Below are 24,273 nucleotides of genomic sequence, written 5' to 3' on the forward strand. Positions count from 1 at the left end.
CTTTTGCGCAGGTATTCCTATTGCTGCATTCACGAGCAATTGAGCCGATACGGCACTTAAAATGTTGTTTTAAAAAGGTTTTAAGGCGACCTGCGACAGCTCGCCGCAGGGTGGCACGATTCCTGCCAATTTGGTCGGGCACAAGGGTCCAGCGCAGATTGTGTGCAAAAATCGACCGGACAAATCCTGGCGCTGCCCGTAAAATCTTCGACACAGAGGAGCAGGCTTATGGACGGGATCAATCGCAAGGAACGGGCCGGCCGGATCGAGCGGAGCGGTGTCAGCCGCCGCCAGTTCGGTACCCTGCTGGCCGCTGGCGCCCTGGTGGCGGGCAGCGGCTGGCCTCTGCCGGCGTCGGCGGCTCCGCCGGTCCTGCGGGTGCGCATCGGCAGCGACATCGGCAACCTGGATCCCGCCCGCATCTTCCAGATCGAGAACCAGACGGTCGCCACCCAGATCTTCAACGGACTGGTCAAGTACGACGAGGCGAGCAACGCCATCGTTCCCGACCTCGCCACCGGCTGGGACATCTCCGGCGACGGCACCGTCTACAGCTTCGCCCTGCGCGGCGGCGTCACCTGGCACAAGGGCTTCGGCCCCTTCACCTCCGACGACGTGAAGTTCTCGTTCGAGCGCGTGCTCGACCCGCAGACCGGCAGCAGCTACAGCGGCCAGCTCGCCTCCATCAAGTCCATCGAGACGCCGTCCCCCGACCGTGTGGTCATCACGCTGAAGGAACCGAACTCCGGCTTCCTGCACAAGGTGTCGGCCTTCAACCAGGGTTGGATCGTCAGCCGCAAGGCGCTGGGCGAGATCGGCGACAAGGCGTTCGCGCTGAACCCCATCGGCACCGGCCCCTTCGTGTTCCAGAACTGGGCGCCGGGCCGCGAGGTGAAGCTGTCCGCCAACAAGGACTATTTCGCGGGCGCGCCCAAGGTCGAGGAGGTGCAGTTCCGCGTCATCAAGGACGAGACGGCGGCGGCCATCGCCCTGGAGAACGGCGAGATCGACATCTTCTTCGGGCTGCAGCAGCCGGAGGTCATCCAGCGCCTGAAGGGCGGCGGTCTGGTCACCGTACTCGACCGCGACGCCAACCACACGATCAACCTCGTCCTCAACACCTCGATCAAGCCGCTGGGCGATGTGCGGGTGCGGCAGGCGATCTACCACGCCATCAACCGCAAGGCGCTGATCGACGGCTTCTTCAAGGGCACCAAGTCGGAGGCCAGCGGTTTCCTCACCCCGGCGTTCCAGGAATTCACCGATCAGGTCCCGCTGTTGCCCTACGACCCGGCGAAGGCCAAGGCGCTGCTCAAGGAGGCCGGGGTGGGAGGCTTCACGCTGGACCTCGTGGCGCCGGGCGCCAACCCCTACGACAAGATCGTCGTGCCGATCGCCAGCGACCTCGCCGCCGTGGGCATCGATGCCAAGATCAAGGTGCTGGAGCGCGGCGCCTACCTCCAGGCGCGCAACAAGGGCACGGTGCCGACCTGCGTCACCGGCGTCGTCGGCGCCCCCGACCCGGACAGCCCCATCCTGTCGCTGTTCGCCAAGTCCTCCTTCCCGCCGGGCCTCAACACCGCCCATTACGAGGGCGTCGAGGACCTGATCGCCGCCGCCCGCAACGCCCAGGGCGACGCCGCCCGCAAGGAGGTCTATGGGAAGATCCAGGCCAAGGTGATGGGCGACGTCCCGGTGATCCCGCTCTACGCCGACCACCTGTTCATCGCCCACACCAGGAAGGTCTCCGGCTTCGTCCAGAACTCCCTGTTCACGATGAGTGCCTACCCGGTCTCGCTGCTGGAGGCGTGACGATGGACCGGCTTCTTCGCCAACTCTCGCAGCTCGCGATCACGGTGTTCGGCATCGTGACCGTGACCTTCTTCCTGGTCCGGATGATCCCCGGCGACCCCGCCCAGTACATGCTGGGCGACTACGCCACCGAGGAGGCGCTGGCGACTCTGCGCGCCCAGCTCGGCCTCGACCAGCCGGTGTACGTGCAGTACGGGCTCTACGTGCTGCGCGCCGTCACCGGGGATTTCGGGTCGTCGGTGGTCACCGGCCGCCCGGCGCTGGAGGAGATCCTGTTCAGCCTCCCCGACTCCGCGATCCTGGCCTTCGCCGGCCTCGCGGTGGCGGTGGCGATCGGCATCCCGCTGGGCATCCTCACCGCGGAGAGGCAGGGATCGTGGAGCGACATGCTGATCATGATCGTCGCGCTGTTCGGCATCTCCTTCCCGGTCTTCTGGCTCGGCCTCGCCTCGGTCCTGCTGTTCTCGCAGGAGCTGAAATGGTTCCCGGCGCTGGGGGCCAGCTCGGGTGGCGGGTTCCTCACCCACCTGCACCATCTGGTGCTGCCGGCCGGCGTGCTGGGCATCTCGGTCGCGGCCTATATCACCCGCCTGACCCGCTCGGCGATGCTGGAGGTGCTGGGCCAGGACTGCATCCGCGTCGCCCGCGCCATGGGCGTGCCGGAGCGCCGGGTGGTGTGGCGGCTGGCGCTGAAGAACGCGCTGGTGCCGATCCTCGCCATCGTCGGGGTGACCTTCGCCTGGTCGCTGGGCAGCGCCATCCTGATCGAGGTGGTGTTCAGCCGGCCCGGCATCGGCTCGATGATCCTGAAGGCGGTCTCGGCCCGCGACTACCAGCTCGTCCAGGCGGGCGTGCTGGTGCTGGCCGTCGCCGTCGTCCTCGTCAACAGCCTGCTCGACCTCGCCTACGGGCTGGTCGATCCGCGCCTGTCCACACGGTGACCCATGGCAGCCACAGCATCCCTCTCCGCGCCCGCGTCGGCGCGGCGGTCGTCCCTGATGCGCTATTTCCGCCATCCGGGCTTCCTGATCGGCGTGATCCTGCTGACCCTGCTGCTGATCGTGGCGGTGGCGGCCCCCTGGATCGCCCCGATGTCGCCGCTTGAGACCGACCTCGCCAACACGCTGGCCCCGCCCTCGGCCGCGCACCTCCTGGGCACCGACCAGTTCGGGCGCGACGTGCTGTCCCGCCTGATCTGGGGCACCCGCATCTCGCTCCAGGTCGCCGTCGCGGTGATGGCGCTCTCGCTGTCGCTGGGGATGGTGATCGGCGCCGTCGCCGGCTTCTTCGGCGGCTGGGTCGAGCGGGTGACCGTCTCGGTCATCGACATCCTGCTGGCCTTCCCCGGCTTCCTGCTGGCGCTCGCCCTGGTGGCGGCGCGCGGCTCCTCGCTGGAGTCGGTCATCATCGCGGTGGCGCTGGCCTTCACGCCGCGGGTCGCCGCGGTGATGCGGGCGGTCGTGCTGACGATCAAGCCGCGCACCTACGTCGAAGCGTCGCGGGCCATCGGCATGGGCACGATGCGGCTTCTGTTCCTGCACGTCGTGCCGAACAGCCTGCCGCCGGTGATCGTGGTCGCCACGGTCAGCGCCGCCACCGCCATCCTGGCCGAAGCGGGCCTGAGCTTCCTCGGCCTCGGCGTCCAGCCGCCGGCCCCGACCTGGGGCAACGTCATCGCCGACGGGCAGAGCTTCCTGGCTTCCAATCCGCTGATCTCGCTGTCGGCGGGGATCTGCATCGCGGTGATGGTGGTCGCCCTGAACCTGCTGGGGGACGGCCTGCGCGACACGCTCGACCCGCAGATGCGCCGCTCCTCCGGACGCGTGCTGTGAGAATGCCCCCCATGCCAAACAAGGCCATGCCGAACCTTCACCCCGTGGCGCCGGCGGCCCCCGCCGCCCCCGCCACGGCCCCCCGCCCGGTCGCGCTGGAGCTGCGCGACCTGACCACGGTCTTTCCCGGCGACGACGGACCGGTCACCGTCATCGACGGCGTGTCGCTCGCCGTGCGGGCCGGCGGCACGCTGGCGGTGGTCGGCGAGTCCGGATCGGGCAAGTCGATGACCTTCCTGTCGGCGCTCGGCCTCGTCGCCGCACCGGGCCGCGTCCGCCGCGGCGAAGTGCGGATCGACGGCGCCGACATCCTGCACCAGCCGCCGGAGCGGCTGCGCCGCCTGCGCGGGGCGGTCATTTCGATGATCTTCCAGGACCCGCTGACCGCGCTGAACCCCGTCTTCACCATCGGCGAGCAGATCGTCGAGGTGCTGCGGGCCCACCAGCGCATCGGCCGCGCTGCCGCCCGCGCCCGCGCCATCGAGCTGCTGGCCCGCGTCCAGATTCCCGACCCGGCGCGGCGGGTGGACGACTACCCGCACCAGCTCAGCGGCGGGCAGCGCCAGCGCGTGCTGATCGCCATGGCCATCGCCCTGTCGCCCAAGATCCTGATCGCCGACGAGCCGACCACGGCGCTCGACGTGACGGTGCAGGCGCAGATCCTCGACCTGCTCGCCGACCTCCAGGCGGAGACCGGCATGGCGCTGGTGCTCATCACCCACGATCTGGGGCTGGTCGCCAGATACGCCGACGACGTGGCGGTGATGTACGCCGGGCGGCTGGTCGAGACCGGCTCCATGGAGGAGGTCTTCACCAGGCCCCGCCACCCCTACACCCGCGCGCTGTTCCGCAGCATCCCCCGCCTCGACGGCCCGGTGGACGAGGAGCTTCCGGCCATCGAGGGCCAGCCGCCCAACGTCGCCCGCCTGCCGCCCGGCTGCGCCTTTGAGCCGCGCTGCACGGTCGGCCGCGGGCGGGCGGACTGCTGCACCCGGCGGCCGCTGCCGCTGGCCGGCGACCGCTCCGGCCACCGCAGCGCCTGTTTCCACGAAGACCTGCCCGACCGGAAGGAGGCCATCCGATGAGCGACACCCTCTCCGCACCGCCTCCGGCCCTGGAGCTCGTCGACGCCACCCGCGTCTTCACCCGCCGCGGCGGCCTGTTCAAGACGGCCGGCAAGGCGGTGCGGGCGGTGGACGGCGTGTCGCTGACCATCCGTGCCGGAGAAACCCTCGGCCTCGTCGGCGAGAGCGGCAGCGGCAAGAGCACGCTCGGCCGCCTCGCCCTGCGGCTGGTCGAGCCGACCAGCGGGTGGCTGCTGGTCGACGGGCGCGACGTGACCGGCGTGTCGAAGGCCGAGATGCAGGCGATGCGGCGCGACATCCAAATGGTCTTCCAGGACCCCTACGGATCGCTCGACCCCCGCGTCACCATCGGCCAGAGCATCGCCGAGCCGTTGAAGGTCCACGGGCTGTGGGACAGCGACGGGCCGCAGAAGGTGGCCGGGGTGATGAGCCTCGTCGGGCTCGACCCCTCGCACGCCGACCGCTACCCGCACCAGTTCTCCGGCGGCCAGCGCCAGCGCATCGGCATCGCCCGCGCCCTGACGCTCGACCCCAAGATCCTGGTGCTGGACGAGCCGGTGTCGGCGCTCGACGTGTCGATCCAGGCGCAGATCATCAACCTGCTCCAGCGCATCCAGCGGGAGCGCGGGCTGTCCTACCTGTTCATCGCCCATGATCTGGCGGTGGTCCGCCACGTCAGCCATCGCATCGCCGTGATGTATCTCGGCAAGGTCGTGGAGATGGCGGAGCGCGACAACCTCTACCGGCGGCCGCTGCACCCCTACACCGTCTCGCTGCTGGCGGCGGTGCCCATCGCCGACGTGCGGATGCGCAACCGCCGCCGCACCTCGGTGACGATGGGCGAGATCGGCTCGGCCACCAACGTGCCGCCGGGCTGCCGTTTCCACCCGCGCTGCTACCGGGCGCGGCTGGTCGCGGCGGCGGGCGGCGTGCCCACCGAGCGCAGCGGCGACGCCATGCTGCCGCGCGCCTGCCTGATCGACCAGCCCGCGTTGAGAGCCTGCGGCGGCACCGACCAAGTCGCCTGCCACTTCCCCGAAACACCGGAAACCCGGTCCGAGGTCGCCACGGCGGTCCTTCAGGACATCGGCTATCCGCCCATCCGTCCCATCACCCTGTAATCGGCCCCCTGCAATCGGCTTAAGGATCACACCCCATGTTCAGCGTCACCGACGAACTCAAGGACAACTATTCCGGCGTCTTCCAGAACCGGATCGGCTTCGGCCGGAAGGCCGCCATCATCTCCATCGACTTCATCGACTTCTACACCCAGCCCGGCGCCCCCTTCTTCGGGCAGGGGGTGGTTGACGCGGCGATCGCCAGCGTGCCGCTCTACGCCGCCGCCCGCCGCGCCGGCCTGCCGGTCATCTACACCAAGGTCGTCTATGACGCGGCGGGGACCGAGGGCGGCATGTTCGTCAAGAAGATCCCGGCGCTGCGCGCCTTCACCGCCGACAACCCGCTGGCCGAGTTCGACGCCCGCGTGACGCCGGAGCCGCAGGACGTCGTGCTGGTCAAGCACCATTCCTCCGCCTTCTTCGGCACGCCGCTCAGCACCATGCTGCGCGTGATGGAGTGCGACACGGTGATCCTCACCGGCTGCTCGACCAGCGGCTGCGTGCGGGCCACGGCGGTGGACGCGGTGTCCCATGGCTTCCGCGTCATCGTCCCCGCCGAATGCGTGGGCGACCGCCACCAGGCCCCGCATGATTCCGCCCTGTTCGACATGAACGCCAAGTATGGCGACGTGCTGCCGGTGGCGGAGGTGATGGCCTACGTCGAGAAGCAGGCCGAGGCCGTGGCCGCCTGATCCCGTTCCTTCGTCCCTGACCCCATCCGAACTGTCGATCCGAACTGTATGGAGCGGTGGCGCGCCCGTAGCCGACCGGCGGGCGCGCCCCTGAGCAATCTGCCGACATGATGTCCCTTTCCAATCCCCTCCAGTGGTGCCTGCTGGTGGGGTCGACCCTCCTGTCCACCGCCCTGTTCCTGGTGGCCGGCCTTCCCGGCGCGACGCTGCTCGGCCCGATGGCGGCGGCGATCCTGCTGGGGGTGCGCGGCGCCTCCATCGAGCTGCCCAAGCGCTTCTCCTGGCTGGCCCAGGCGCTGACGGGGGGCGTCGTCGCCCGGTCCATGGACGTGACCATCCTGCACGACGTGGCGCTGCATTGGTTCCCCATGTTGATGGCGCTGTCCACGATGCTGGCCGGCGCGGTGTTGGTCGGCTGGCTGCTGGAGCGGTCGGGCCGCTTTCCCGGCGGCACCGCCCTGTGGGGAACCATGCCGGGTGCCGCCCCGGCGATGATCGCCATGGCCGGTGATTTCGGCGGCGACCCGCGCTTCGTCGCCGTCATGCAGTATCTGCGGGTGATCGTGGTCGTCGTCCTGGCCTCGCTCGTCTGCCATTTCCTGCTGGGCAGCGTTCCCGTGCCAATCGCCGTTCCCGGCGCCGTTCCCGCGCCATCGGCCTCCGTCGCCTCGACGCTGGCGCTGGTGGCGGTCGCGCTGGCCGGCGGCTGGGCCGGCACCGTGACGCGGCTTCCGGCGGGGGCGCTGCTGGGGCCGATCCTGCTCGGCGGCACCCTCAACATGACCGGGCTGGTGGTGCTGGACTCACCGTCCTGGCTGATCGCCGTCGCCTTCACGATCATCGGCTGGACGACCGGCCTGCGCTTCCGGCGGGAGCTGCTGCGCGATCTGGTGGCGTCGGTGCCGCTGATGCTGCTGTCCACCTTCGGTCTGGTGGCGATGTCGCTCGGCTCCGCCTGGCTGCTGGTCACGCTGACCGGCAAGGACCCGCTGACCGCCTATCTGGCGACCAGCCCCGGCGGCTTGGATTCCGTGGCGGTGGTGGCTCTGGGCAGCGCCGCCGACGTGCCCTTCATCCTCACCCTCCAGACGTTGCGGCTGTTCGGGACGATCCTGATGAGCGTTCTGCTTGTGCGATTCCTGCGCCGCCGATAGAACGCAATCCCTTGCCCCGCCATTTTCCAAGCGCCGGCGCCCGACGCCCCGGCCGGAGGACACCGTGACCCCGTTCAGCGATGAGAAGGCGACCGGGACCGTCCGGTCCGAGCAGGTCGGCTCCATCATGACCGCCCTGCGCAACCGGGTGCTGGAGGGCAAGCTGCTCCCCGGCACCAAGCTGAAGGAGGCGGAGCTGGCCGCCCAGTTCGGCGTGTCGCGGACCCCGATCCGCGAGGCGCTGGTGGCGGCCGAGCGGGAAGGGTTGGTCACCTACGAGACCAACCGCGGCTACACGGTGCGCCAGTTCACCCGGCGCGACCTGCTGGAGAGCTACGAGATGCGCGCCCTGCTGGAGGGGCACGGCTGCCGCATCGTGGCGGAGCGCGGCCTGCCGCTCGACGTGGAGCGGGCGCTGCGCAACGGCCTCGACCGTGCCGAGGCGCTGATCGCCGGGGACGGCCCGCTGGAGGGGGAGGCGCTGGAGCAGTGGCGCCTTCTGAACCAGCGCTTCCACACCACCCTGATGGGGCTGGTGCCGAGCGGGCTGTTCAACCGCTCCTTCCAGACCGTCTACCGGGTCCCGAAGATCTACGACGTCCTCGAGATGGAGAAGGACGGCCCCACCCTGCGCCAATACAACGAGGAGCACCGCCGCATCCTCGACGCCATCGCCCGCCGCCAGAGCGGGCGCGTCGAGTTCCTGATGCGCGAGCATCTCCAGGGCCCGTGCGATTTGCTGCTCCGCCGGATGGAGGAAACGCCGGGCGGGTGAGGGGGCGTGATGCCGTGCTGACGGTGCCCCCTCCCTAACCCTCCCCCTCTACGAGGTGGAGGGGAGTGCCGCCGCTTCGCAGAAGGCACCCTCTCCCGCGAAGCGGGGGAGGGCCGGGGTGGGGGCAAGAGCTCCGCCATTTCACGCACTTACCTACCCACCATATACGCCCTGTATGTGCGGGCGACAGAAAACACAATAAAATCAATTACATCGACTTTCTGGCCCGATACTTTCTCGAAATTCGCTCGACAGCGAAATTGTTATCCAGTGGCGACCTCAATCCATTCGGAACCCCTCGCGTCCCGGTACAAGGCTGTCATGTCGGGGGATTTGTGCCCAAGCAACGCTTGAGCGTTGACGCCCTGCGCCGCGTACAGCCTCGCTGAGAGCGAGCGGATTTCGTGGAAAGTCGGCGGGTCCTTTCCCTCGCCCCACGCAATTCGAGACTTCCTGCGGGCCTCAGAAAAGGCGGCGCTGATCGTATTCAGGCTCACACCGCTTCCCGCCTTGATGCCCCCGACGTTCGATGAATGGTGAACGAAGTGGCGGCTCAGCACGTTGTCTCGGCAGCGTGCAATCACCTCACCGACCGACCATCCCACCGCGTTCATGCGTAGATCAAGCGGGATGCAGACTTTGGCTTTCGTCTTCCCTTGCTCGACCCACAAGCGCCCGTCCCGGACGTTGCGCGGGCCGAAGGCGGCCACGTCTTCGCGGCGCTGTCCGGTCACCAAGGCAAGTTCCATGGAGCGAGCAACCCATGCCGGCTGATGCTTCAGCGCGGCGGCATGGATGGACTGGAACATTTCGAGGGTCAGGCGCGCCCTCTTTACCTCCACGCTGCCGATCTTGGTCGGCGTAACTGGGTTGTGTGCGACCCATCCCTTAGCTTGGGCTGCGCGAAAGAGATCGTTGACGAGTGCGCGCATCGCCGATGCCATGCGCTTCTTCCCCTGACGTTCCCACTGCTCCAGAAAGTCTGCCACGTCACGCGTGGTGATCGCGTCGATGCGCATTTCGCCCCAAGCCGTGCGGACCGTCTTGAGCCGAGACGAAAATACCGACAGGGAGTTTTCTGCGAGGCCGCGCCCATCAAGGATTGACTGGTAGATGTCGCACCAAGCTCCCATGCTGGCTTCCTTGCTCGTTGCCAGCCGATCGACGAGCGCGCGCCTTCCGCGCGTCCCTTCCACGGTATGGTTGGCTTCGATGGCTTGGGTAATGGCAGAGCGCTTGTCTCGGCCAAGCCCGTATTCCTTCCCGTCTCGTGGGTCTCGCCACGAGAAATAGCCCCTCCGCTCGTAGAGGTTCGCGGGAAGCGCCTTGGTCCGGCTGCTCCTCTTCCTACCCATGGCGGATCCTATCGGCCAGTCTCAGGCGCGTTGAGGTGTTCGCCGGCTGTGCCCGTTTTGGGATCGGCGTCGCTGGGTCGGTGTAGCGAGCGCTTTCCAGAACGAAGTACGACCTTCCGTGCTTCTGCGGGGCTGGGTAGATCAGAGCGTCCCTTGCCCAGCGCCGCAACGTCCCGACAGCGGGCGGATGCTCTCCGTACACCGCCTTCGCCCACTCCTCCAGGGTCATCAGCTTGTCCATCGCTACTCCCCTCCCTGCGCTGCGCCGACCGCGGGCGCGTTGGCAAGCTGTTTGAACAAAGAAAGAACATGCGCTATGATGAATAGATGCCCGCCCTCTCGTACAAGTACCGTCTCTATCCCAACCGGGCGCAAGTTGCCGGTCTGGACGCTATGCTTGGGGCATTTTGCGACCTCTATAACGCTAGCCTTCAGCAGCGGATCGAGGCGTATCGGCGCCAGGGCAAGACATTGCGTTACGTCGATCAGGCGAGCGAATTGAAGGGCGTCCGCGCGGCTGACGATCGTTTTGCTGTGTACAGCTTCAGCGCCGAACAACAGGTGTTGCGCCGGCTCGACAAGGCGTTTAGGGCGTTCTTCGGTCGGTTGAAGAAGGGAAAGGCCGGGTTCCCGCGCTTCCGTGCCAAGAGCATGTTTGACAGCGCTGACTTCCGGGTTGGCGACGGCCTTACAATCCGCAAGAACAAGCGTATCGGCGTTGCCGGCATCCCTGGAGAAATCAAGGTAAAGTGGCACCGCGACATCCCGGCAGGCGCGAAGGTCGGCGCCGCCGTGGTGTCTCGTTCCGCTGGCAAGTGGTTCGTGTGCTTTCAGGTCACGATGCCTGACGGCGGCGTTCAGCCGCGTGACGGCGCATCGGTTGGTATTGACGTTGGATTGTCCAGCCTGATTGCCACCTCGGACGGGGAAGCGGTGATGGCCCCGCAGTGGACGAAGCAAGCGACCAAGAAGCAGCGTCGTCTCCAGCGCGCCCTTGCCCGAGCCAAGCGTGGCAGCAAGCGCAGACTTAAGGCGAAGTGCAGGTTGGCACGTCACAGTGCGGCCACGGCCAACAGGCGCAGAGACTTTCTGCATAAGCTGGCCCGGTCTCTGGTGGACCGATACGCCTTCATCGCCCTTGAGGACCTGAGCGTTGACCGTTTGGCTCGGTCGATGCTTTCCAAGGCCGTTCACAACGCCGCGTGGGGCCAACTTCGATCCTTCCTCGAATACAAAGCTGCAAATGCTGGTGTTCGTGTGGAGGCCGTTGATCCGCGCGGAACCTCGCAAACCTGTCCGGACTGCGGGACCGTTGTCGCCAAGACGCTTTCCGACCGCGTACACCGCTGTGACTGCGGCTGCGTGCTGGATCGGGACGTTGCGGCGGCTAAGGTCATTCTGCATCGGGCTATCCACGGAAAGGGGCCGGGACACGGCCTTCGGACGCCAAGCCAGCGGGTTGCCGCATAGCTTGTCCGAGAAGCCGCCTGCTTCAGCGGGCGGAGTTGTCACTCCCGCCTCCCTGCGCTTCCCGGTGGGAGAGGGCGGCGCGCATCTCCGAAACCCACCGCGTGAAGCCGGTCAGGATCGGAGCAATGCTCGTGTCGTCAGCCCACCCGCCGAAGCCGATAAAGCCGTCGCTGTTGAACGTCACCGCTTCACGGTCGCCGAAGTAGTTGGCCTTGCACCGTATCGCCGCTTGCGTGGGGACCTCGTTGCGGTGGCGCAGACCAAGCTTGCGGCACATCCGGTACGATCCCTGCATCATGCCGGATGCCTTCATCTCCGCATCGATCATGCTGATGAGCCGATGAAGGTTCTCGTGCTTCAGGTCCGCGTAGGTGAGGCCGCTGGCATTCCACATTGCGCGGGCGTCGCTTCTGGTCATCACTTGCCCTCCGTCGTCTCGGTGGTCAGGAGGCCGGCAGAGCGGGCGCCCTCCACGGCCTCGCGCAACACGTCGAAAGCCGGGCCGGACAGGTTGCGGACGCCGTGCGCGTCGAACCGGTCAGCGTGGGCCAGAGCAAGGTCGCACCAGTTGATGACGCCCTCCGCAGCAAGAGCAAGCGGCCTTGCGACACCCCATGCATGGTCCACGCCGTTGTCGTAGGCGGTGACGAGCGGGTCCGCGTCCTGCGCCGGCTGGGCGGGAGACAGGGCGGCTAGCTTGCGGAAGTCGCCGAAGGTCAGCGGGCGGCCCTTCTTGCCTGCCTCTCCGGACCGCAACCACCAATCCGCCGACGCGCGAAGGACAGCGGCATCATCCGGCATGTCGATCTCGGCCATCCCGGCGGCGGCAGCGAGAAACGGCTCCAGCGCCTCCCGCATTCCGGCCTCTCGCGCCTGGGATGCTGAGAGGGCGATCCCGGCTTTAGCAAGCTTATCGGCAATGATCTCGATGTGTCGCATCGTGACATCGGCCATGGCTGGAACGCCGCTCAGCTTTGACAGAGCCTCGCGGATGACGAGGTAGTTCACCACCCCGTCCTCCACGACGTAGCCGTTCACGCGGTCGCGGAGCAGCTTGTCCCGCTCGGCCTCCGCCTGGGTGGCGCGGGCATCGGCGGCCACGTGGTCGGCTATGGCGCACGAGCGGCTGTTCTCCAGGCTCTCGACGCGCGCGGACAGGCGGGCGTTCTCCGCCTCCAGTTCTTCTCGTCGCGCCAATCGGGCAATCATGCGGGCATCGTCGCCATGGGAGGCGTCTTCCGCGCTCAGCGGGGCGGTGTCGGTCTGGGTGGTCATGGCGGTTACCCCTGTGGCTCGCGGTCAAAGAAGATGCCGCCTTCGTTGAAGGCCCACTTCAGGTCTTCGATGTCGCCGGTTTCCGGACCGGACACGCGGAGTGCGCGGCGCTCGGCCTTGGCCTTGTGCGTCAGGCCGGTGTGAACCTGCGTCCACTGCCGGGCGGCCTTCCGGAACATGAGGACGCGATAGCCGGCCTTCGCGTCGTCCACCTCGAACCCACGGCTGCGCAGGTTCTCGGCGAGCAGCGGGACGGATGTGGCGACGGCCCACCGGCCAGGGAGGTGGATGTCCATGGCCTTACGCCTCCCCTGTGGAGGGGGCGGAGGGGAGGGCGTCATCGCCGTCTTCGTCATCGTCGCCGTTCTCGGCCTTCCAAGCGGCGTAGGCGTCGGCGTTGCACTTCGGGCAGGGGTGGAAGAAGTTGCTCTCGTCGAAGCCTTCGGTGAAGACGTCGATGTCGATCATGTGCCCGTTGCGGCAGACGATGCTGTTTGGCTCGTCGGCGTAGCTCATGGTGAACTCGCAGCCCGCCGTCTGCGGCTCCGGAACGCGGTCGGTCCAGTCGTCGGCGGCGTCGGCGTATTCCGCCATGGCGTCGTCGATGGTCAGGGCCTCTCGTCCGTCGCTCACCCACAGGTCATTGTTCCAGGTGAGTTCGGCCAAGGTGAGTTCGGCGGCGGGGTAGATGGTCGCGCACTCGCGAAGGAACTCCAGCGCCCCGTCGTGGCTCTGCGTCGGGATCTTCGTGACCGGCACCCTCCCAGGCTCCCGGATGATGATCCAGCGCTTCTTGATGGTGTCGTCGGCGTGCTGCCCCTGTGCCGTGGGGGCGGCGGAGAGCGGGCCGAACGTCATGTCGTATGTGCCGCCTTCGCGCTCCTGAAGGAACGCTTGGTGCGTCACGATGCCGACGTAAATTTGGTCAGCGCCTTCCCCCCACTCGCCGTCATCGTTCGCCGCTTCTGTGGCGATCTGAACTCCCTCCTTCGCAAATGCGATGGCTTCGGCCTCCGTGGCGAAAAAGTCGGTCACTCCTCCGCTGGCGTCGTGGGCGAAGTAGCGCAACTCTCCACCCCCCTCCGGCACCCCGGCAGGAGCGACTGCGCGGGCGGCGACCGCCATTTCGTAGCCCGGCAGTTGGTCCGCCCGTCCAAGCATCGCCATCCCCTGCGGGTAGGCGAACCCGGTCAGCCGGTTGGACAGCGCGTCGATTTCGTCCATGGCCCACCGAAGGGCGGTCAGCCCGTCCGCCGCAGTTGCCGGGGCGGCCTCCTGCACGGAGGAGCGGCGGGGAGCTTCCGGTGCGACGCGCTCGTTCCATGCGAGGACATCTGACAGCGACATATTTTCATCAGTCAGCATCTGCGCGTCACAGCCGTCGCAGCCGATCACGTAATAGCTGCTGTCAACGCTGTAGGTCTCAATGTAGCGATGACTGGCCTTCCCGCCACAGAACGGGCACGGCGACAGTTCGGTCTTGTCGGTCATGTCTGTCTCCTTGCGCTCTGCGCTCTGCGCTCAGCGCGGCGCGGGGGTGGAAGGGGGCCGGTCGTGTCTGCTCCGTCCGGCGCGCTTGGCGGCGTTGATCTGGTTGTCGTTCATGGCGATCAGCTTCCCGGCGGGCGTGCGCTCAGCCGTGGCCCTCGGGGAGGCCAGCTGCGAGACGCCCGACACGTCCCGGGCTCGTTCCAGCAGCGCCCGGCGGGTCTGCGGGCCGATTTCGCCCGCCGTGAACAGCGCTTCGATTTCTCCGGCCCGCTTCTGATAGGCGGTCAGGCCGCGCGATCCTTGGGCCATTGATCAACCCTCCGCCCGCCCCGGCAGGGTGCCGGGGAAGTCGTCGTCGTTGGCGGCGGGGCCGGTGGGGTTCTCCGCGGCCTCGACCATGGCCTGCAGCTCGGGCCGGCGCGGGGTCGCCAACACGCGCTTGCTCGTCTCGGTGCCGGGGGCCGATTCCTTGCCCGGCCCGTTCCACCATGCGGTGAAGGCGTCGCGTCCCTGGCGCGCGGCCGCGGCGGCCTCTTCGAAGACCTGGGCGGCGATGTCCGGCCCGGCGCCGGCGGAAGGCTGGCCGTGGATCTTGCCCCGCGCCCACGCGGCCAGCTTGGCGCCATGCTCCTCGGAGAGCTGGTCGCCGTCGCGGAACATGCCGCGGTGGATGCCCTCCATCTTGTAGGAGGTCGGGTCGCTCAGATCGATGATGCCCCTGCGGTCGGAGGCCAGCCGGAAAGAGACGGTCACCTCGAAGAGGAAATTCGCGGCGCACTGGGCCTTGAACTTCTCCTTCTTGGTATCGGGGTCATAGACCTGCTCGCCACGGATACTGAAGATGATGGGGATGCGCCGGGCCAACAGGCTGTTGACCATCAGCTTGTGCGCCATCTTCGGCTGGATGCTCGAGGCCGACTTGTTGGCGTTGCGGGCGCGGTCTTCATCGAAGTTCCAGCCCTTCTCGCGGGCCTTCGCTTCGGCACGCCGCACGGCCCGCTCCAACTCGCTGTCCATCCAGTCGAGGACGCCGCCGACGCCGCGCCACTCCATGCTGAAGCTGTCGATCAGCAGGGCGTCGTAACCGGCCACCTCCGCGGCCTCGGCCACCTCTGCGTACCGCGCCGGGTGGTGCGGCGGGTCCATCAGCATGATGTCGAAGTCGAAGTCGCGCTTCAGGTGGAGCAGGCGCCCGCCCTCGGTGTCCGCGGCGGCGATGCGTCCCTTCGGCCCGGCGATGCCGCGGGCCAGCCGGAGCGCGCTGAAGCTCTTGCCGCTGTTGGTCCCGCCGACCAGGGCGACGAACAGGCCGTGGCGGTCGTTGAAGCTGGAGGCCGGAAGAAACTTGATGGGCATGGGGTCAGGCTCCGTAGGGGGCTTGCGCGTCGATCGCGCGCTGGATTTCGTTGGAGTTGGCCGGCTTGCGGGAGCGGCGTTCCTGCGCGGCGAACTGCCGGGCGTACTTGCGCTCCTCGTGCTGGGCAGCAGCCCAAGCGGGCGGGCCGACGAGCTGCACCGTGTCCGTGTAGGCGGGCCACTCGTCGGCGGCGCTGCACTCGGCGAACAGGTCGATGGCGTGCCGCACGTCCTCGTCCGCCATGGACAGCAGGCCGGGCGTCGGCTCGAAGATCGAGACGCAGTGCGGCGGCTTGGTGGCCTGCACCACCCACAGCCAGCGGGCGCGCTGCCCGGTCAGCAGCTCATGGCCGGTCAGGTAGAGCCGGGCCTGCAGGTGGTGCCCCACGTCCCAGATGCGGCGTTCGAAGGCGGACGGCTTGGCGCTCTCGCTGGTCTTGTAGTCCACGATCAGCCGGTCACCGTCCTGGACCCAATCGAGGCGGTTCTTGATCAGCACGCCGGTCTTGGGATCGCGCCAGAGGTGCGTCCGCTCCGCCGCGCCGCCGCGCATCAGGCCGGGCGGCAGCTCCGCCTCCAGCACGGCGCGCATGGCCTCGATCTTCGGCAGGTGCTTCTCCAGCAGCGGCGTCTTGCCGGCGGCCTTGGCTTCGGCGCGGGCCTCTTTGGCGGCCTTGGCGCGGTAGGCGTCAGCCTCGATGATGACTAGGCGCTCTTCCCGCAGGTGCGGCTCCAGCCAGACCAGATGGGCGACGGTGCCGACATCGAACTTGGTGTCGTCGGTCTCCTCCGCCTCCGGGTTCATGTGCTCGTGCCAGAAGACGGCGGGGCATTCGTTGACCAGCGTCTTGATGCCGCTGGCGCTCAGCGCCGGAAGGCTGTGGTAGGTCTCCGCCGGGATTCCCGCGTAAACCCCCGGCTCCAGCTTCGAAAAATCGGGCATTGCTTCCTACCTCTTTGGAATATACGGTTGCGCTCAACCAATGGGGGCGGTGATGGCGGTGACCGCGCTATATCTGGAAGTTGTCCGGGCTCTTGATGCCCGGAGGCGGGCGCTCGGCTGGTCTATGGCGGAACTGGACGACCGGGCCGGGACGAACGACGGCTATTTCGCGAAAGCCTTGCACGCCGACACGCCTTCCGGTCGTCAGGCCGGGTGGGAGATGCTCGATTTGTTCGCTCAAGCGTTGTTCCCGACCGGCACCCGTGTCGCCATCGCGCCCGCCTTCCGCGGCCTGAAGCTGCCCGCGCCGGCCAACGAGAACGGCCCCGCCGAACAGCTCCCCCTCGACCTGGACATCGCCGGCCCGTACTGCTCCTTGCGGAGCTGGTACCGTCGCCGCCGGCCGCCGCGGGTGTATCGGGTTGGGGGAGGGCGGCGCCGGGCGTAGCATCAGGACTTGGGCCGGCGGCACGCGGCGGAGACGGCCGCCCGCGCGCCGGGCCGGATGCGGCGCTTCTGCTTGGCGGACGCCTCGGCGAAGCGCTTGGCCGCGCCCTCGATGTTGTGGACGGCCACCGTGACCGGATCGCAGACGAGCACCTTGGCGCCCGCGTCGATGGCCTGCCGGGCAGCTTCGGCCAGTTCCAGCGCTGTGGCGCGATGGCCTGCCGGGCGGTGCTTGAGGAGGTCGGTCATCTGGTCCATCACGCCACCTTCCCGGCGACCTGGGCCGCATCGTTGGCCGCGGGCGGGAGGCTCAGCGCCGGGGCGACCTTCGGGCGGAGCCACAGCCCAAGCTGCCCGCAGCACCGGCTGTGCTTGTGCCGCTGGTGGGCCAGCTCCTTCCGGGCCGCATGTTCGGACCAGTCGCAGCCGTCGAACCGGACGGCCGGCGCTTCGGGGTTGTTGCGCAGCCACCGCAGCACGCCGCACAGGTTCTGCGCGGTGGACCGGTGCCGCTGCGCCCGCTCGCGCCACCGCTGGACCATCTCCACCGTGCTGTACGGCGGCTGGTAGGCGGCGGCCCGCTCGAGCGCCTTCGCCCGGCCGGACGTGTGGGCGTGGTCGTCCATCAGCTCCAGCTCGTCCACGGTCATGGGGGAGTGCAGCACCGCGCCCTGGATCAGGTGGGCGTGGGCCGCTTCGATGGTGCCGACGACCCGGCCAGCGACGCGGATCGTCAGGGAGGTGCTATGCGGCACCGGCGCGAGTTCGGGCACCATGGTGGGCCTCAGAACGGCAGGGGATCGATGGCGCCAACGTTGGCGGCGGAGAGCGTCTTAACGATCTGGCCGGTCGAGGCGACCAGCACGACGCGCTTCTCGATCTTCAGGCCGGACTCGTTGTAGGCGCCGGTCTTGCGCTCGTACTCGTTCAGTCGGCCCTTCGCGTCGTACTCGCTCTCGAAGGCTTCCTCGACGTCGATCATGTCCATGAACCGGCCGACGACGAAGAAGCGCTCCTCGGACTTCGGCGGCTCGGGGATCAGCACGTTCAGGGAGCCGGAGTAGCTTTCGCCCTTCTGGATCACGAGAAGGCGCCCTTCAGCATCCTTGAACGTGACGGTGGTGATCGCGCCGCCGACCTGGGTGAACTCGACGTTCACGCCGGACAGGGCGACCTCTTCGACTTCCTTGACGATCTTCAGCTTCATGGGGGGGCTCGCTTCTGGGAGAAGAGGGCCGGCGGGCGACCTGCACGCCCACCGGCCAGTGGACCCGCCGTAACGACCTGCCAGGGCTGGACGGCGGGAGAGGGGCTGCCTCTGACGCCTCAAGCCCGCTGGGATCATCCATGCGGGCGGAGGCGCCGAAGCGCGGCTATGGGGTGGGGCGCCTACCAGCCGGGAAAGGCGCGGCGCAGGGCGTCGAGGAGGTCGCGTTCCTGGCGGGACATCGGTCAGGCCGCCCGACCGGTGGCAGCCTCAATGGCCGCGCGCGCCTCGCTGATCACGAGGGCGGCGAACTGGCTGTGCGCCGGGTCTGCGGCGGCGATGCGGCGCATGGTGTCCAGCAGCGCTTCGAACTTCTCGCCCTGGTTCATCAGTCCGGCGATGGCCTGGGCACCCTCGTCGCCAACTTCCTTGGTGGCGACGGCGGCCCGGAAACCGATGGTGATGCGCTTGCCACCTTCCACCTGCTTCTCGATAGGCCGCTTGTGGATGTTCCGGCCCTCGGCGTAGTAGAGCGGCTGTTCGGTGGCGGTCATGAGTTGTCCCCTCTTGCGTCTTCTCCCCTCCCTTGCTGCGACAGAGCGCGCTGGGGAGGGGGTGTGGGTGCGGTTAGGTGGCGCGGGCGGCGATCTGGTAAGCGACCACGATTTCATCGCAGGCCAGGACGGCGATGCCGCCAAGCGCGTAGGTGTTCGCGCGGGACCAGCGGCGGCGCTCGCATTCATCGGCGCGGCGGGCCTTCGTGCCTTCCAGCAGCGGAGCGGTCCAAGTGTTTCCGAGTTTCCAGCCCATTGCTTGGTTCCCCCTCGTTGAAATCCCCCTCCCCAGAAGGGCCGGAGCTGCGTGGACCGCGCTCCGGCCAAGTCGTCTGCGGGAGGAAACCCACCCATCCGGGCTACGGGGCATCCGTTCGGGTGGGTGTGGAATGACGATAGCACGCATCGTGATATAATCAACGCAAAAATCACGATAAGTGATTTGAGCGCAATCGGAGCCGGTGGGATACTCGCGCCGGTGGCACTTGGTGCTGAGCGACAGCGCCTTTCTGGAGAGGAAAATGCGCGGTAGAACAGTTCGGGGAGCGATCCTCGGGATAGCTCTGGCTGCAGCTATGCCGCTAGGGGCGCGGGCCATGACGCGTGATAGTGGCTCAACATTCGATTGCCCGGACGAGCATGCGTACTCGAAAGTTGAAGATGCGATCTTGTCGGAATGGCGAATGCTAAAAGGTCATGACACAAAAGGCGCGCGCGTAATAAGTCTAGTTGATGGGAGGGAGCTGAGAAAGCCGCGAGGTGAAGCACAGCTTTCGGCAGGTGTTATTGCGTTTAATGACGATCAGGCGTCGGTAATTCTGTGGATTAAGGAAATAAAATCTTGCGTCGTGCTGACGACTGAGGCAACCAGACAGATAGATGCTGAAGAATGGTTCCGCTTAAAACAGAAGGCGAATGAAATTTCTGAAATGGCCAAACGATTATTCAAATAGAAACGTGATCAAAACTGCGCCTGCGCAGGGGCAAACCGCTAAGCCCGTGGATGAGGTGAGGGAGAGAATGAGGTTTCCAGTCGTCGCCGCGTTGATCCTGCTGGCCGCCGCCCCGACGCTCGCCACTGAGCCGTTGACCGGCACTGCCTCAGTGATCGACGGCGACACGCTGGAAGTCCGTGGGACGCGCATCCGCCTGCACGGGGTAGACGCGCCGGAGAGTCAGCAGCTCTGCCAGGACGCCGCCGGGAAGGACTGGCGCTGCGGGCAGAAGGCCGCGCTCGCGCTGTCCGACCGGATCGGGCGCCGCCCGGTGACCTGCGAGCAGAAGGACAAGGACCGCTATGGCCGAGTCGTCGCCGCGTGCTTCGTTGGTGGCGAGAACCTGAACGCCTGGATGGCCGCCAATGGCTGGGCGATGGCCTACCGCCAGTACAGCAAGGACTATGTGGGGGCCGAGGCGACGGCCAGGGCGGCGCGGGTCGGCATCTGGGCTGGGACGTTCCAGCCGCCGTGGGAGTGGCGCGCGGCTAAACGGGAGGGCAAGCCACAAGCAGCCAACCAGAGCCGCCCGGCGCCAGCGACATCCGCGAATAGCGCCCCGTCCAGCGGCTGCAGGATCAAGGGCAACATCAACTCGAAGGGCGACCGCATCTATCACGTCCCCGGCGGACGGTCCTACGACCAGACGCAGATCGACACGGGCGACGGGGAGAGGTGGTTCTGCTCCGAGGGCGAGGCGCAGGCCGCGGGCTGGCGGAGGGCAGGGCAGTGAGTACGCAGCAAACCAGAGGCATCTTCAGGAACGCAGCCAGCCGGAGGGGGGAGTGAGAGGGGGCGACGAGGAAGGGCAGCCACAGTTTGCTGACGATTGGGAGCGCCTAGCCAATGAAAAGAGGAGGGCAGCTGAAATTTTGTTCAGGTCCCGGCAGTTTGGTTCAGCTTACTATGAAGCTGGTATTGCACTAGAATGTATGTTGAAAGCCAAAATAATGCGCAAAGAGGGGCTTAATATTTGGCCTGACAGGAGCTGTCGTAAAGATCTCTACACGCATGACCTTGCGCGGCTTCTTAAGCTGGCAGGACTGCACGACAGAATGGTTGCCGAAGCGAAGAAAGTCACCGATATTGGCATAGCATGGTCGGTAGCCAAGCAGTGGACGGTCGACGCGCGGTACGCGCGTAAGGTGCGGCTACGGGACGCTCGGGACATCGTCGAAGCTGTATCGCCAACTGGTAAGGGGTTGCTGAAATGGATCATCAGCGTCTGAAGTTGGATAACATCAGAGAGAAGGCGGGGCGCACTGTCCTAGAACTCACTGATGGTCTCGGCTTTGATACACAAGCCGCCGGCTGGATATATATGGACGATAGCGCCGAAGGCGAGAGAGAATGGCGTTTGTATCTCATTACGCCTATGATTGACGAAAAAGGACCTGTTTGGATTTATGAGCGGCTTCTTAAAGTCTTTAGGAAAGTTGGGTTGCCGGAGGGTATAACACCACTTGATATTTACATTGCTGGCCCCAAAGATGGTCTATTCTTGGCTCTGCAAAAATTCCTACATCCCGAAGGTGACGGCCTGTTAGAGGTTTCCGATTCCTCATTCGAAGATCATGAATTTTCTTTTTCTGTAAAGTACATAGCTTTTTACAGGATAAAGACTAAGCCAATTAAGGCAAAACCCGCTCTTTTCGCAAAGAAAGTGGAGCAGTTGCTGGCGGCTTGATGTGTCCGCGACCCAACGTCACCAGGGCGCCTTCGGGCGCCCTTCGCGTTTCCGGGCCGCCGCGCATACACGGGTAATAGTCTTTCAATCACTCAACCATAACGGCATGATGGGGCGCCAGCCCCGGAACTTACCCACCCTGGGGCCGTGCCGGGGATCGCACTGACCCAGCAGCGCGCCGGGCGGGGGACCTTGCGCTCGCTGGGGCGGCCGGGGGCGTGAACCGGCGTCTGGAGCGCCAGTGGCCGGGGCTGGCTCTTATGGATCACAGCGGAATCGCCGACAATCCGCAATCGCCCTGGCTGAACTGGCGGGCACGCGCCGCAAACGCCTCCGCCTCCTCCTGTTCGGGCTCCCTGACGACCAAGGCATCTCGGTGCGCCGCGTGCGCGTTGCCCAGCAGCATGACCGCAGCCACTGTGCGCGCCCGGCCCGCGTCACGCGCCGACACAACGACGCGCCGCCGGGCGGCCTCAACGACGAAAAGCTGACGGGGCTGCTGCTCGGGCATGGCGAACTCCATAATGCGTGTTCGCATTATGTTCACGTTCACGGCGCCCAGAGTCAAGAGGCGGACGGGTCACATCCGCCGGGCGAACCACACCACGCGCCCGATGATGTTCACCTCGTCGGCAGTGCGCTCATAGGTCCGATGTTTCGGGTTGTCCGAGCTAATAACAATGCAGGGCGGGTCGCTGTTCGGGATGAACTCCAGGCGCTTCACAACGACGCCAATTCCGTCCCATACGGCGAATACGCCGGGTGGGGACGGTGCCCGGTCCAGCAGGTTCACCATCACCCGGTCACCCGAGAACAGCAGAGGTTCCATCGAGTCGCCCTGGACCTCGATGATCCGAGCCGCGTGAGGGCGCAGCCGCAGCTCCTGCTGAAGGTAGGAAGGCGGCAGATTCCACAGGCCGGTGACGGCATCTTCCGGCCATGCATCGCCATTGCTGTCCGGCTTGTAGGCCAGCATCGACTCACCGCCTCCACCCATGCCGGCGCGGACGTCGATTTCGGGAACGGTGTTGGGGCCTGGATGAGCCTGCACAGGTGCACGCTCTTGGCTTTTCAGGCCGGCGATGCCTTTCTGAACACCCCGAACCGATAGCGGGTCGATTTTGCCAAAGGCAAGCCATCCAGCGTCGGTTTTCGTCGTGTTGGCGATCTTCTGGATCATTTCGATTGTGGGCTCGTTCTTCCCGCGCTCCCACATGCCTACGGTGGACTGACCAACGCCAACAGCATCGGCAAGTTGGCTTTGAGTGAGGCCGGCGTCTTTGCGCGCCTGGGCTATCCGTTCGGCGAAATCCATAACGAAACGTGATACCGGGCGAGGCGCCACGGCAAGCGATGTATCGTGATTGACTGTATCATGTATCATGATATCGTTCGGTCCATGAACACGCAGGCTGATCGGATCATCGGCAGGTTCGGCACTCAGACCGCTCTGGCAGATGCGATAGGCGTCCGTCAGTCGGCAGTGGCCGCCTGGAAACGGCGGGGCATCATCCCCGCCCGGCAACAACTCCGAATTTTGGAGGTGGCGCGGGAGCGCGGCATTCCACTGGAGCCGGCTGACTTCTTCGAGGATGGGGCCGGCTCTCCGCTTCAGCCCCCACGCGGCTCGTCTGTCACCGCGCACGCCGCCGAATAGACCAGCTTCGGGCGGGGCCGCTGGGTGGGCGGCTCCTCGACCCGCATGCGGATCACACCGCCGGACATGCGCAGGGCCGAAAGGCCCCACACCCGGACACCACAGATTTCGGAGGCACCATGGGGAATAGGATCGCGGGTCATGCGCTTCCGGGCATCCGCCGCCGGGTCGGACTTCTCCAGTCCACCATGACGGCCATTCTGCCGGGCCGCGGGGTGCCGTTCGAGGGCGCGGGTGGGGAAGGGGACGACCATTCCGTGGTTGGCCCTGCCACTTTCGGCACGCGCGCCGCTCTGGCCGTCCTGGCCGTCCCTATGCTGGTGCTGATCGTGACGGCCCTCGCCGTCGTGCTCGGTGGTCGGTGACATGGTTGCCGCCTCTCAACTGTCGTTGCTCCGGGCTCACGTGCCGGATGAACGCCCGAAGCGAACAGCGCCAGAAGCGCCCGCCTTGTTCGACTTCGGTGAGCTGGATCGTGCCGCCCAACAACGCCGCCGCGAAATTGGCAATTCTCCCCTCGCGTTTCAGGGCCGGCGCGCCTCGAAGGAGGAACGGGCCGAGCAGCTTCCCAGGATTTTGCGGCAGTTGGTCGCCCTGGAGGGCCGCACCAGCGCCGTCAAGCAGCTCTGCCGGGTGCTGACCGCCCGCACAGGTCGGGAATGCGTCGAGCGCACCGTTCGAGGGTGGTTCGAGGGCCGAGAGCCCGAACCTGAGTCCTGGGCGGACCTCCAGGCGGCGTTCGGTCCCGGCATCTACGCGGCGGTCTACTACCCCGACTCCCGCGAGGCGGACGAGTGGTGGGACGCTGTGCTGGAGCGCGCCCGCAAAGCGGCGAGGCGGCGCTGATGACCGCCCGCCAGCCCGTCCACCTCGACCCGAGCCGAGAAGGCCTCGCCGCCCGGCGGCTCAACCAGCGCTACGGGCTGGCCTTCACGATCGAACTCAAGACCGAGCTTTTCCGCCAGATCACCGCCGCCCGCGCGAACGACAACCGGCAGCCCAGCGCGTGCCGGATCAACGCCGCCGGAGCGCGCGAACGCTGGCTCGTCAGCCTCGATCACCGCGTCCTGCATGTCGTCGTCGACCAGGGCGCCGCGGTGGTCGTCACCTTCCTCCCACTGCATGGGAAACGGCCATGACCCCGCGTACCGCTGAAATCCTCTCCGCTGCCCTGGCCAACGGCACCGCCGGCATCCTCCGGGGCGACACCCTCACTGTCCGCATGCCCACGGCCAACGCCGTGCAGATCGCGGCCAGCAACGCGAACGCGGCGCCCATGGCGTTCGTCTTCGCCGGGCTTGCCGCTCAGGCGGCGAACATCAACACGCCGGCCAATCGCGTCGGCTGAACCCCTCACCAACTGGAGGC

General features: G+C 66.8%; 35 protein-coding genes and 1 pseudogene. 18 read left to right on the plus strand and 18 right to left on the minus strand.

Annotated elements, in window-relative coordinates; all coding sequences use genetic code 11:
• The first annotated feature begins 228 nt into the window (after positions 1-228).
• From ABVN73_RS21445 to ABVN73_RS21480, 8 genes are all read left to right on the plus strand, one after another.
• The gene (locus ABVN73_RS21445; protein WP_353861231.1) at positions 229-1,812 is read left to right on the plus strand and encodes an ABC transporter substrate-binding protein; all 1,584 of its coding nucleotides are present in this window, start codon (positions 229-231) and stop codon (positions 1,810-1,812) included.
• 2 nt (positions 1,813-1,814) lie between these two features.
• On the plus strand, positions 1,815-2,753 hold the full coding sequence (locus ABVN73_RS21450; protein WP_014242069.1) for an ABC transporter permease: 939 nt from the start codon (positions 1,815-1,817) through the stop codon (positions 2,751-2,753).
• Positions 2,754-2,810: 57 nt separating this feature from the next.
• Positions 2,811-3,644 carry an ABC transporter permease gene (locus ABVN73_RS21455; RefSeq protein ID WP_186466013.1) on the plus strand — a complete coding sequence of 278 codons (834 nt, stop codon included), beginning with the start codon at positions 2,811-2,813 and terminating at the stop codon, positions 3,642-3,644.
• A gap of 26 nt (positions 3,645-3,670) precedes the next feature.
• Positions 3,671-4,729, plus strand: coding sequence for an ABC transporter ATP-binding protein (locus tag ABVN73_RS21460; RefSeq protein ID WP_353861232.1), 1,059 nt, complete (start codon positions 3,671-3,673; stop codon positions 4,727-4,729).
• Positions 4,726-5,850 carry an oligopeptide/dipeptide ABC transporter ATP-binding protein gene (locus ABVN73_RS21465; protein WP_353861233.1) on the plus strand — a complete coding sequence of 375 codons (1,125 nt, stop codon included), beginning with the start codon at positions 4,726-4,728 and terminating at the stop codon, positions 5,848-5,850. Before ABVN73_RS21460 ends, ABVN73_RS21465 begins: the two co-directional genes overlap by 4 nt.
• 35 nt (positions 5,851-5,885) lie before the next feature.
• Entirely contained in the window at positions 5,886-6,539 is a 654-nt protein-coding gene (locus ABVN73_RS21470) for an isochorismatase family protein (RefSeq protein WP_353861234.1), read from the plus strand.
• A 107-nt stretch (positions 6,540-6,646) separates the two neighbouring features.
• Positions 6,647-7,693 carry an AbrB family transcriptional regulator gene (locus tag ABVN73_RS21475; RefSeq protein ID WP_353861235.1) on the plus strand — a complete coding sequence of 349 codons (1,047 nt, stop codon included), beginning with the start codon at positions 6,647-6,649 and terminating at the stop codon, positions 7,691-7,693.
• Between the two features lie 64 nt (positions 7,694-7,757).
• Entirely contained in the window at positions 7,758-8,468 is a 711-nt protein-coding gene (locus ABVN73_RS21480; RefSeq protein WP_353861236.1) for a GntR family transcriptional regulator, read from the plus strand.
• Between the two features lie 263 nt (positions 8,469-8,731).
• Here the strand turns inward: ABVN73_RS21480 and ABVN73_RS21485 are convergent, their stop codons facing one another.
• The 3 genes and pseudogenes from ABVN73_RS21485 to ABVN73_RS21495 form a co-directional block, all read right to left on the minus strand.
• Positions 8,732-9,664, minus strand: a complete 933-nt coding sequence (locus ABVN73_RS21485) for a tyrosine-type recombinase/integrase (protein ID WP_353861441.1) — start codon at positions 9,662-9,664, stop codon at positions 8,732-8,734.
• Positions 9,665-9,694: 30 nt separating this feature from the next.
• Positions 9,695-9,823, minus strand: a pseudogene (locus ABVN73_RS21490) (phage integrase Arm DNA-binding domain-containing protein); the annotation flags it as partial.
• Positions 9,816-10,064, minus strand: a complete 249-nt coding sequence (locus tag ABVN73_RS21495) for an excisionase (RefSeq protein WP_353861237.1) — start codon at positions 10,062-10,064, stop codon at positions 9,816-9,818. The gene ABVN73_RS21495 and the pseudogene ABVN73_RS21490, both read right to left, overlap by 8 nt.
• An 86-nt stretch (positions 10,065-10,150) precedes the next feature.
• Here ABVN73_RS21495 and ABVN73_RS21500 point away from each other — a divergent pair, with 86 nt between their 5' ends.
• Positions 10,151-11,293 (plus strand): transposase, encoded by a 1,143-nt coding sequence (locus tag ABVN73_RS21500; protein ID WP_353861238.1) that lies wholly within the window; start codon positions 10,151-10,153, stop codon positions 11,291-11,293.
• 22 nt (positions 11,294-11,315) lie between these two features.
• On the opposite strand, the gene ABVN73_RS21505 is transcribed toward ABVN73_RS21500, so the two are convergent.
• From ABVN73_RS21505 to ABVN73_RS21535, 7 genes are read right to left on the minus strand one after another with little or no spacing between them, the layout of a single operon-like run.
• Positions 11,316-11,711, minus strand: a complete 396-nt coding sequence (locus tag ABVN73_RS21505) for a hypothetical protein (RefSeq protein WP_353861239.1) — start codon at positions 11,709-11,711, stop codon at positions 11,316-11,318.
• A complete protein-coding gene (locus ABVN73_RS21510; RefSeq protein ID WP_353861240.1) occupies positions 11,711-12,568 on the minus strand; it encodes a hypothetical protein in 858 nt (285 codons plus the stop codon). Before ABVN73_RS21510 ends, ABVN73_RS21505 begins: the two co-directional genes overlap by 1 nt.
• Before the next feature lie 5 nt (positions 12,569-12,573).
• On the minus strand, positions 12,574-12,864 hold the full coding sequence (locus ABVN73_RS21515; RefSeq protein WP_353861241.1) for a hypothetical protein: 291 nt from the start codon (positions 12,862-12,864) through the stop codon (positions 12,574-12,576).
• A gap of 4 nt (positions 12,865-12,868) precedes the next feature.
• Complete coding sequence (locus ABVN73_RS21520; RefSeq protein WP_353861242.1) at positions 12,869-14,059, minus strand: hypothetical protein; 1,191 nt, start codon at positions 14,057-14,059, stop codon at positions 12,869-12,871.
• Between the two features lie 30 nt (positions 14,060-14,089).
• Positions 14,090-14,368, minus strand: coding sequence for a hypothetical protein (locus tag ABVN73_RS21525; RefSeq protein ID WP_353861243.1), 279 nt, complete (start codon positions 14,366-14,368; stop codon positions 14,090-14,092).
• 3 nt (positions 14,369-14,371) lie between these two features.
• Positions 14,372-15,415, minus strand: coding sequence for a hypothetical protein (locus ABVN73_RS21530; protein WP_353861244.1), 1,044 nt, complete (start codon positions 15,413-15,415; stop codon positions 14,372-14,374).
• A gap of 4 nt (positions 15,416-15,419) precedes the next feature.
• A complete protein-coding gene (locus tag ABVN73_RS21535) occupies positions 15,420-16,358 on the minus strand; it encodes a PD-(D/E)XK nuclease-like domain-containing protein (RefSeq protein WP_353861245.1) in 939 nt (312 codons plus the stop codon).
• 52 nt (positions 16,359-16,410) lie between these two features.
• Here ABVN73_RS21535 and ABVN73_RS21540 point away from each other — a divergent pair, with 52 nt between their 5' ends.
• The gene (locus ABVN73_RS21540) at positions 16,411-16,806 is read left to right on the plus strand and encodes a hypothetical protein (RefSeq protein WP_353861246.1); all 396 of its coding nucleotides are present in this window, start codon (positions 16,411-16,413) and stop codon (positions 16,804-16,806) included.
• 2 nt (positions 16,807-16,808) lie between these two features.
• Here ABVN73_RS21540 and ABVN73_RS21545 read toward each other — a convergent pair whose 3' ends face one another.
• The 5 genes from ABVN73_RS21545 to ABVN73_RS21565 all read right to left on the minus strand — a co-directional run bounded on the left by ABVN73_RS21545 (position 16,809) and on the right by ABVN73_RS21565 (position 18,822).
• The gene (locus tag ABVN73_RS21545; protein ID WP_353861247.1) at positions 16,809-17,063 is read right to left on the minus strand and encodes a hypothetical protein; all 255 of its coding nucleotides are present in this window, start codon (positions 17,061-17,063) and stop codon (positions 16,809-16,811) included.
• Positions 17,063-17,581 carry a hypothetical protein gene (locus ABVN73_RS21550; protein ID WP_353861248.1) on the minus strand — a complete coding sequence of 173 codons (519 nt, stop codon included), beginning with the start codon at positions 17,579-17,581 and terminating at the stop codon, positions 17,063-17,065. The genes ABVN73_RS21545 and ABVN73_RS21550 overlap by 1 nt, the downstream gene beginning before the upstream one ends.
• Positions 17,582-17,589: 8 nt before the next feature.
• On the minus strand, positions 17,590-18,012 hold the full coding sequence (locus ABVN73_RS21555) for a hypothetical protein (RefSeq protein ID WP_353861249.1): 423 nt from the start codon (positions 18,010-18,012) through the stop codon (positions 17,590-17,592).
• A 245-nt stretch (positions 18,013-18,257) separates the two neighbouring features.
• Entirely contained in the window at positions 18,258-18,566 is a 309-nt protein-coding gene (locus ABVN73_RS21560) for a hypothetical protein (RefSeq protein ID WP_353861250.1), read from the minus strand.
• 73 nt (positions 18,567-18,639) lie between these two features.
• On the minus strand, positions 18,640-18,822 hold the full coding sequence (locus ABVN73_RS21565; RefSeq protein WP_353861251.1) for a hypothetical protein: 183 nt from the start codon (positions 18,820-18,822) through the stop codon (positions 18,640-18,642).
• A gap of 232 nt (positions 18,823-19,054) precedes the next feature.
• Here ABVN73_RS21565 and ABVN73_RS21570 point away from each other — a divergent pair, with 232 nt between their 5' ends.
• The 4 genes from ABVN73_RS21570 to ABVN73_RS21585 all read left to right on the plus strand — a co-directional run bounded on the left by ABVN73_RS21570 (position 19,055) and on the right by ABVN73_RS21585 (position 21,248).
• Positions 19,055-19,519 (plus strand): hypothetical protein, encoded by a 465-nt coding sequence (locus ABVN73_RS21570; protein WP_353861252.1) that lies wholly within the window; start codon positions 19,055-19,057, stop codon positions 19,517-19,519.
• A gap of 67 nt (positions 19,520-19,586) precedes the next feature.
• Positions 19,587-20,294 (plus strand): thermonuclease family protein, encoded by a 708-nt coding sequence (locus ABVN73_RS21575; RefSeq protein ID WP_353861253.1) that lies wholly within the window; start codon positions 19,587-19,589, stop codon positions 20,292-20,294.
• A 52-nt stretch (positions 20,295-20,346) separates the two neighbouring features.
• Positions 20,347-20,790 (plus strand): hypothetical protein, encoded by a 444-nt coding sequence (locus tag ABVN73_RS21580; RefSeq protein WP_353861254.1) that lies wholly within the window; start codon positions 20,347-20,349, stop codon positions 20,788-20,790.
• Entirely contained in the window at positions 20,772-21,248 is a 477-nt protein-coding gene (locus ABVN73_RS21585) for a hypothetical protein (protein WP_353861255.1), read from the plus strand. The genes ABVN73_RS21580 and ABVN73_RS21585 overlap by 19 nt, the downstream gene beginning before the upstream one ends.
• Before the next feature lie 265 nt (positions 21,249-21,513).
• Here the strand turns inward: ABVN73_RS21585 and ABVN73_RS21590 are convergent, their stop codons facing one another.
• Positions 21,514-21,759, minus strand: a complete 246-nt coding sequence (locus tag ABVN73_RS21590) for a hypothetical protein (protein ID WP_353861256.1) — start codon at positions 21,757-21,759, stop codon at positions 21,514-21,516.
• Between the two features lie 69 nt (positions 21,760-21,828).
• The gene (locus ABVN73_RS21595) at positions 21,829-22,563 is read right to left on the minus strand and encodes a helix-turn-helix domain-containing protein (RefSeq protein WP_353861257.1); all 735 of its coding nucleotides are present in this window, start codon (positions 22,561-22,563) and stop codon (positions 21,829-21,831) included.
• Between the two features lie 84 nt (positions 22,564-22,647).
• On the opposite strand from ABVN73_RS21595, the gene ABVN73_RS21600 reads away from it, so the two are divergent.
• Positions 22,648-22,905, plus strand: a complete 258-nt coding sequence (locus tag ABVN73_RS21600) for a carph-isopro domain-containing protein (protein WP_353861442.1) — start codon at positions 22,648-22,650, stop codon at positions 22,903-22,905.
• Here ABVN73_RS21600 and ABVN73_RS21605 read toward each other — a convergent pair.
• Positions 22,860-23,273, minus strand: coding sequence for a hypothetical protein (locus tag ABVN73_RS21605; RefSeq protein ID WP_353861258.1), 414 nt, complete (start codon positions 23,271-23,273; stop codon positions 22,860-22,862). The genes ABVN73_RS21600 and ABVN73_RS21605 overlap by 46 nt on opposite strands.
• An 82-nt stretch (positions 23,274-23,355) precedes the next feature.
• Between ABVN73_RS21605 and ABVN73_RS21610 the strand changes: the two genes are divergently transcribed.
• Genes ABVN73_RS21610 through ABVN73_RS21620 form a run of 3 tightly spaced genes read left to right on the plus strand, consistent with a single transcriptional unit; the run spans position 23,356 to position 24,253 of the window.
• Complete coding sequence (locus tag ABVN73_RS21610; protein ID WP_353861259.1) at positions 23,356-23,751, plus strand: hypothetical protein; 396 nt, start codon at positions 23,356-23,358, stop codon at positions 23,749-23,751.
• The gene (locus ABVN73_RS21615) at positions 23,751-24,044 is read left to right on the plus strand and encodes a hypothetical protein (protein WP_353861260.1); all 294 of its coding nucleotides are present in this window, start codon (positions 23,751-23,753) and stop codon (positions 24,042-24,044) included. The genes ABVN73_RS21610 and ABVN73_RS21615 overlap by 1 nt, the downstream gene beginning before the upstream one ends.
• A complete protein-coding gene (locus ABVN73_RS21620; RefSeq protein ID WP_353861261.1) occupies positions 24,041-24,253 on the plus strand; it encodes a hypothetical protein in 213 nt (70 codons plus the stop codon). The genes ABVN73_RS21615 and ABVN73_RS21620 overlap by 4 nt, the downstream gene beginning before the upstream one ends.
• The last annotated feature ends 20 nt before the right edge of the window (positions 24,254-24,273 follow it).

This window comes from Azospirillum formosense (assembly GCF_040500525.1).
GTDB lineage: Bacteria > Pseudomonadota > Alphaproteobacteria > Azospirillales > Azospirillaceae > Azospirillum > Azospirillum formosense_A.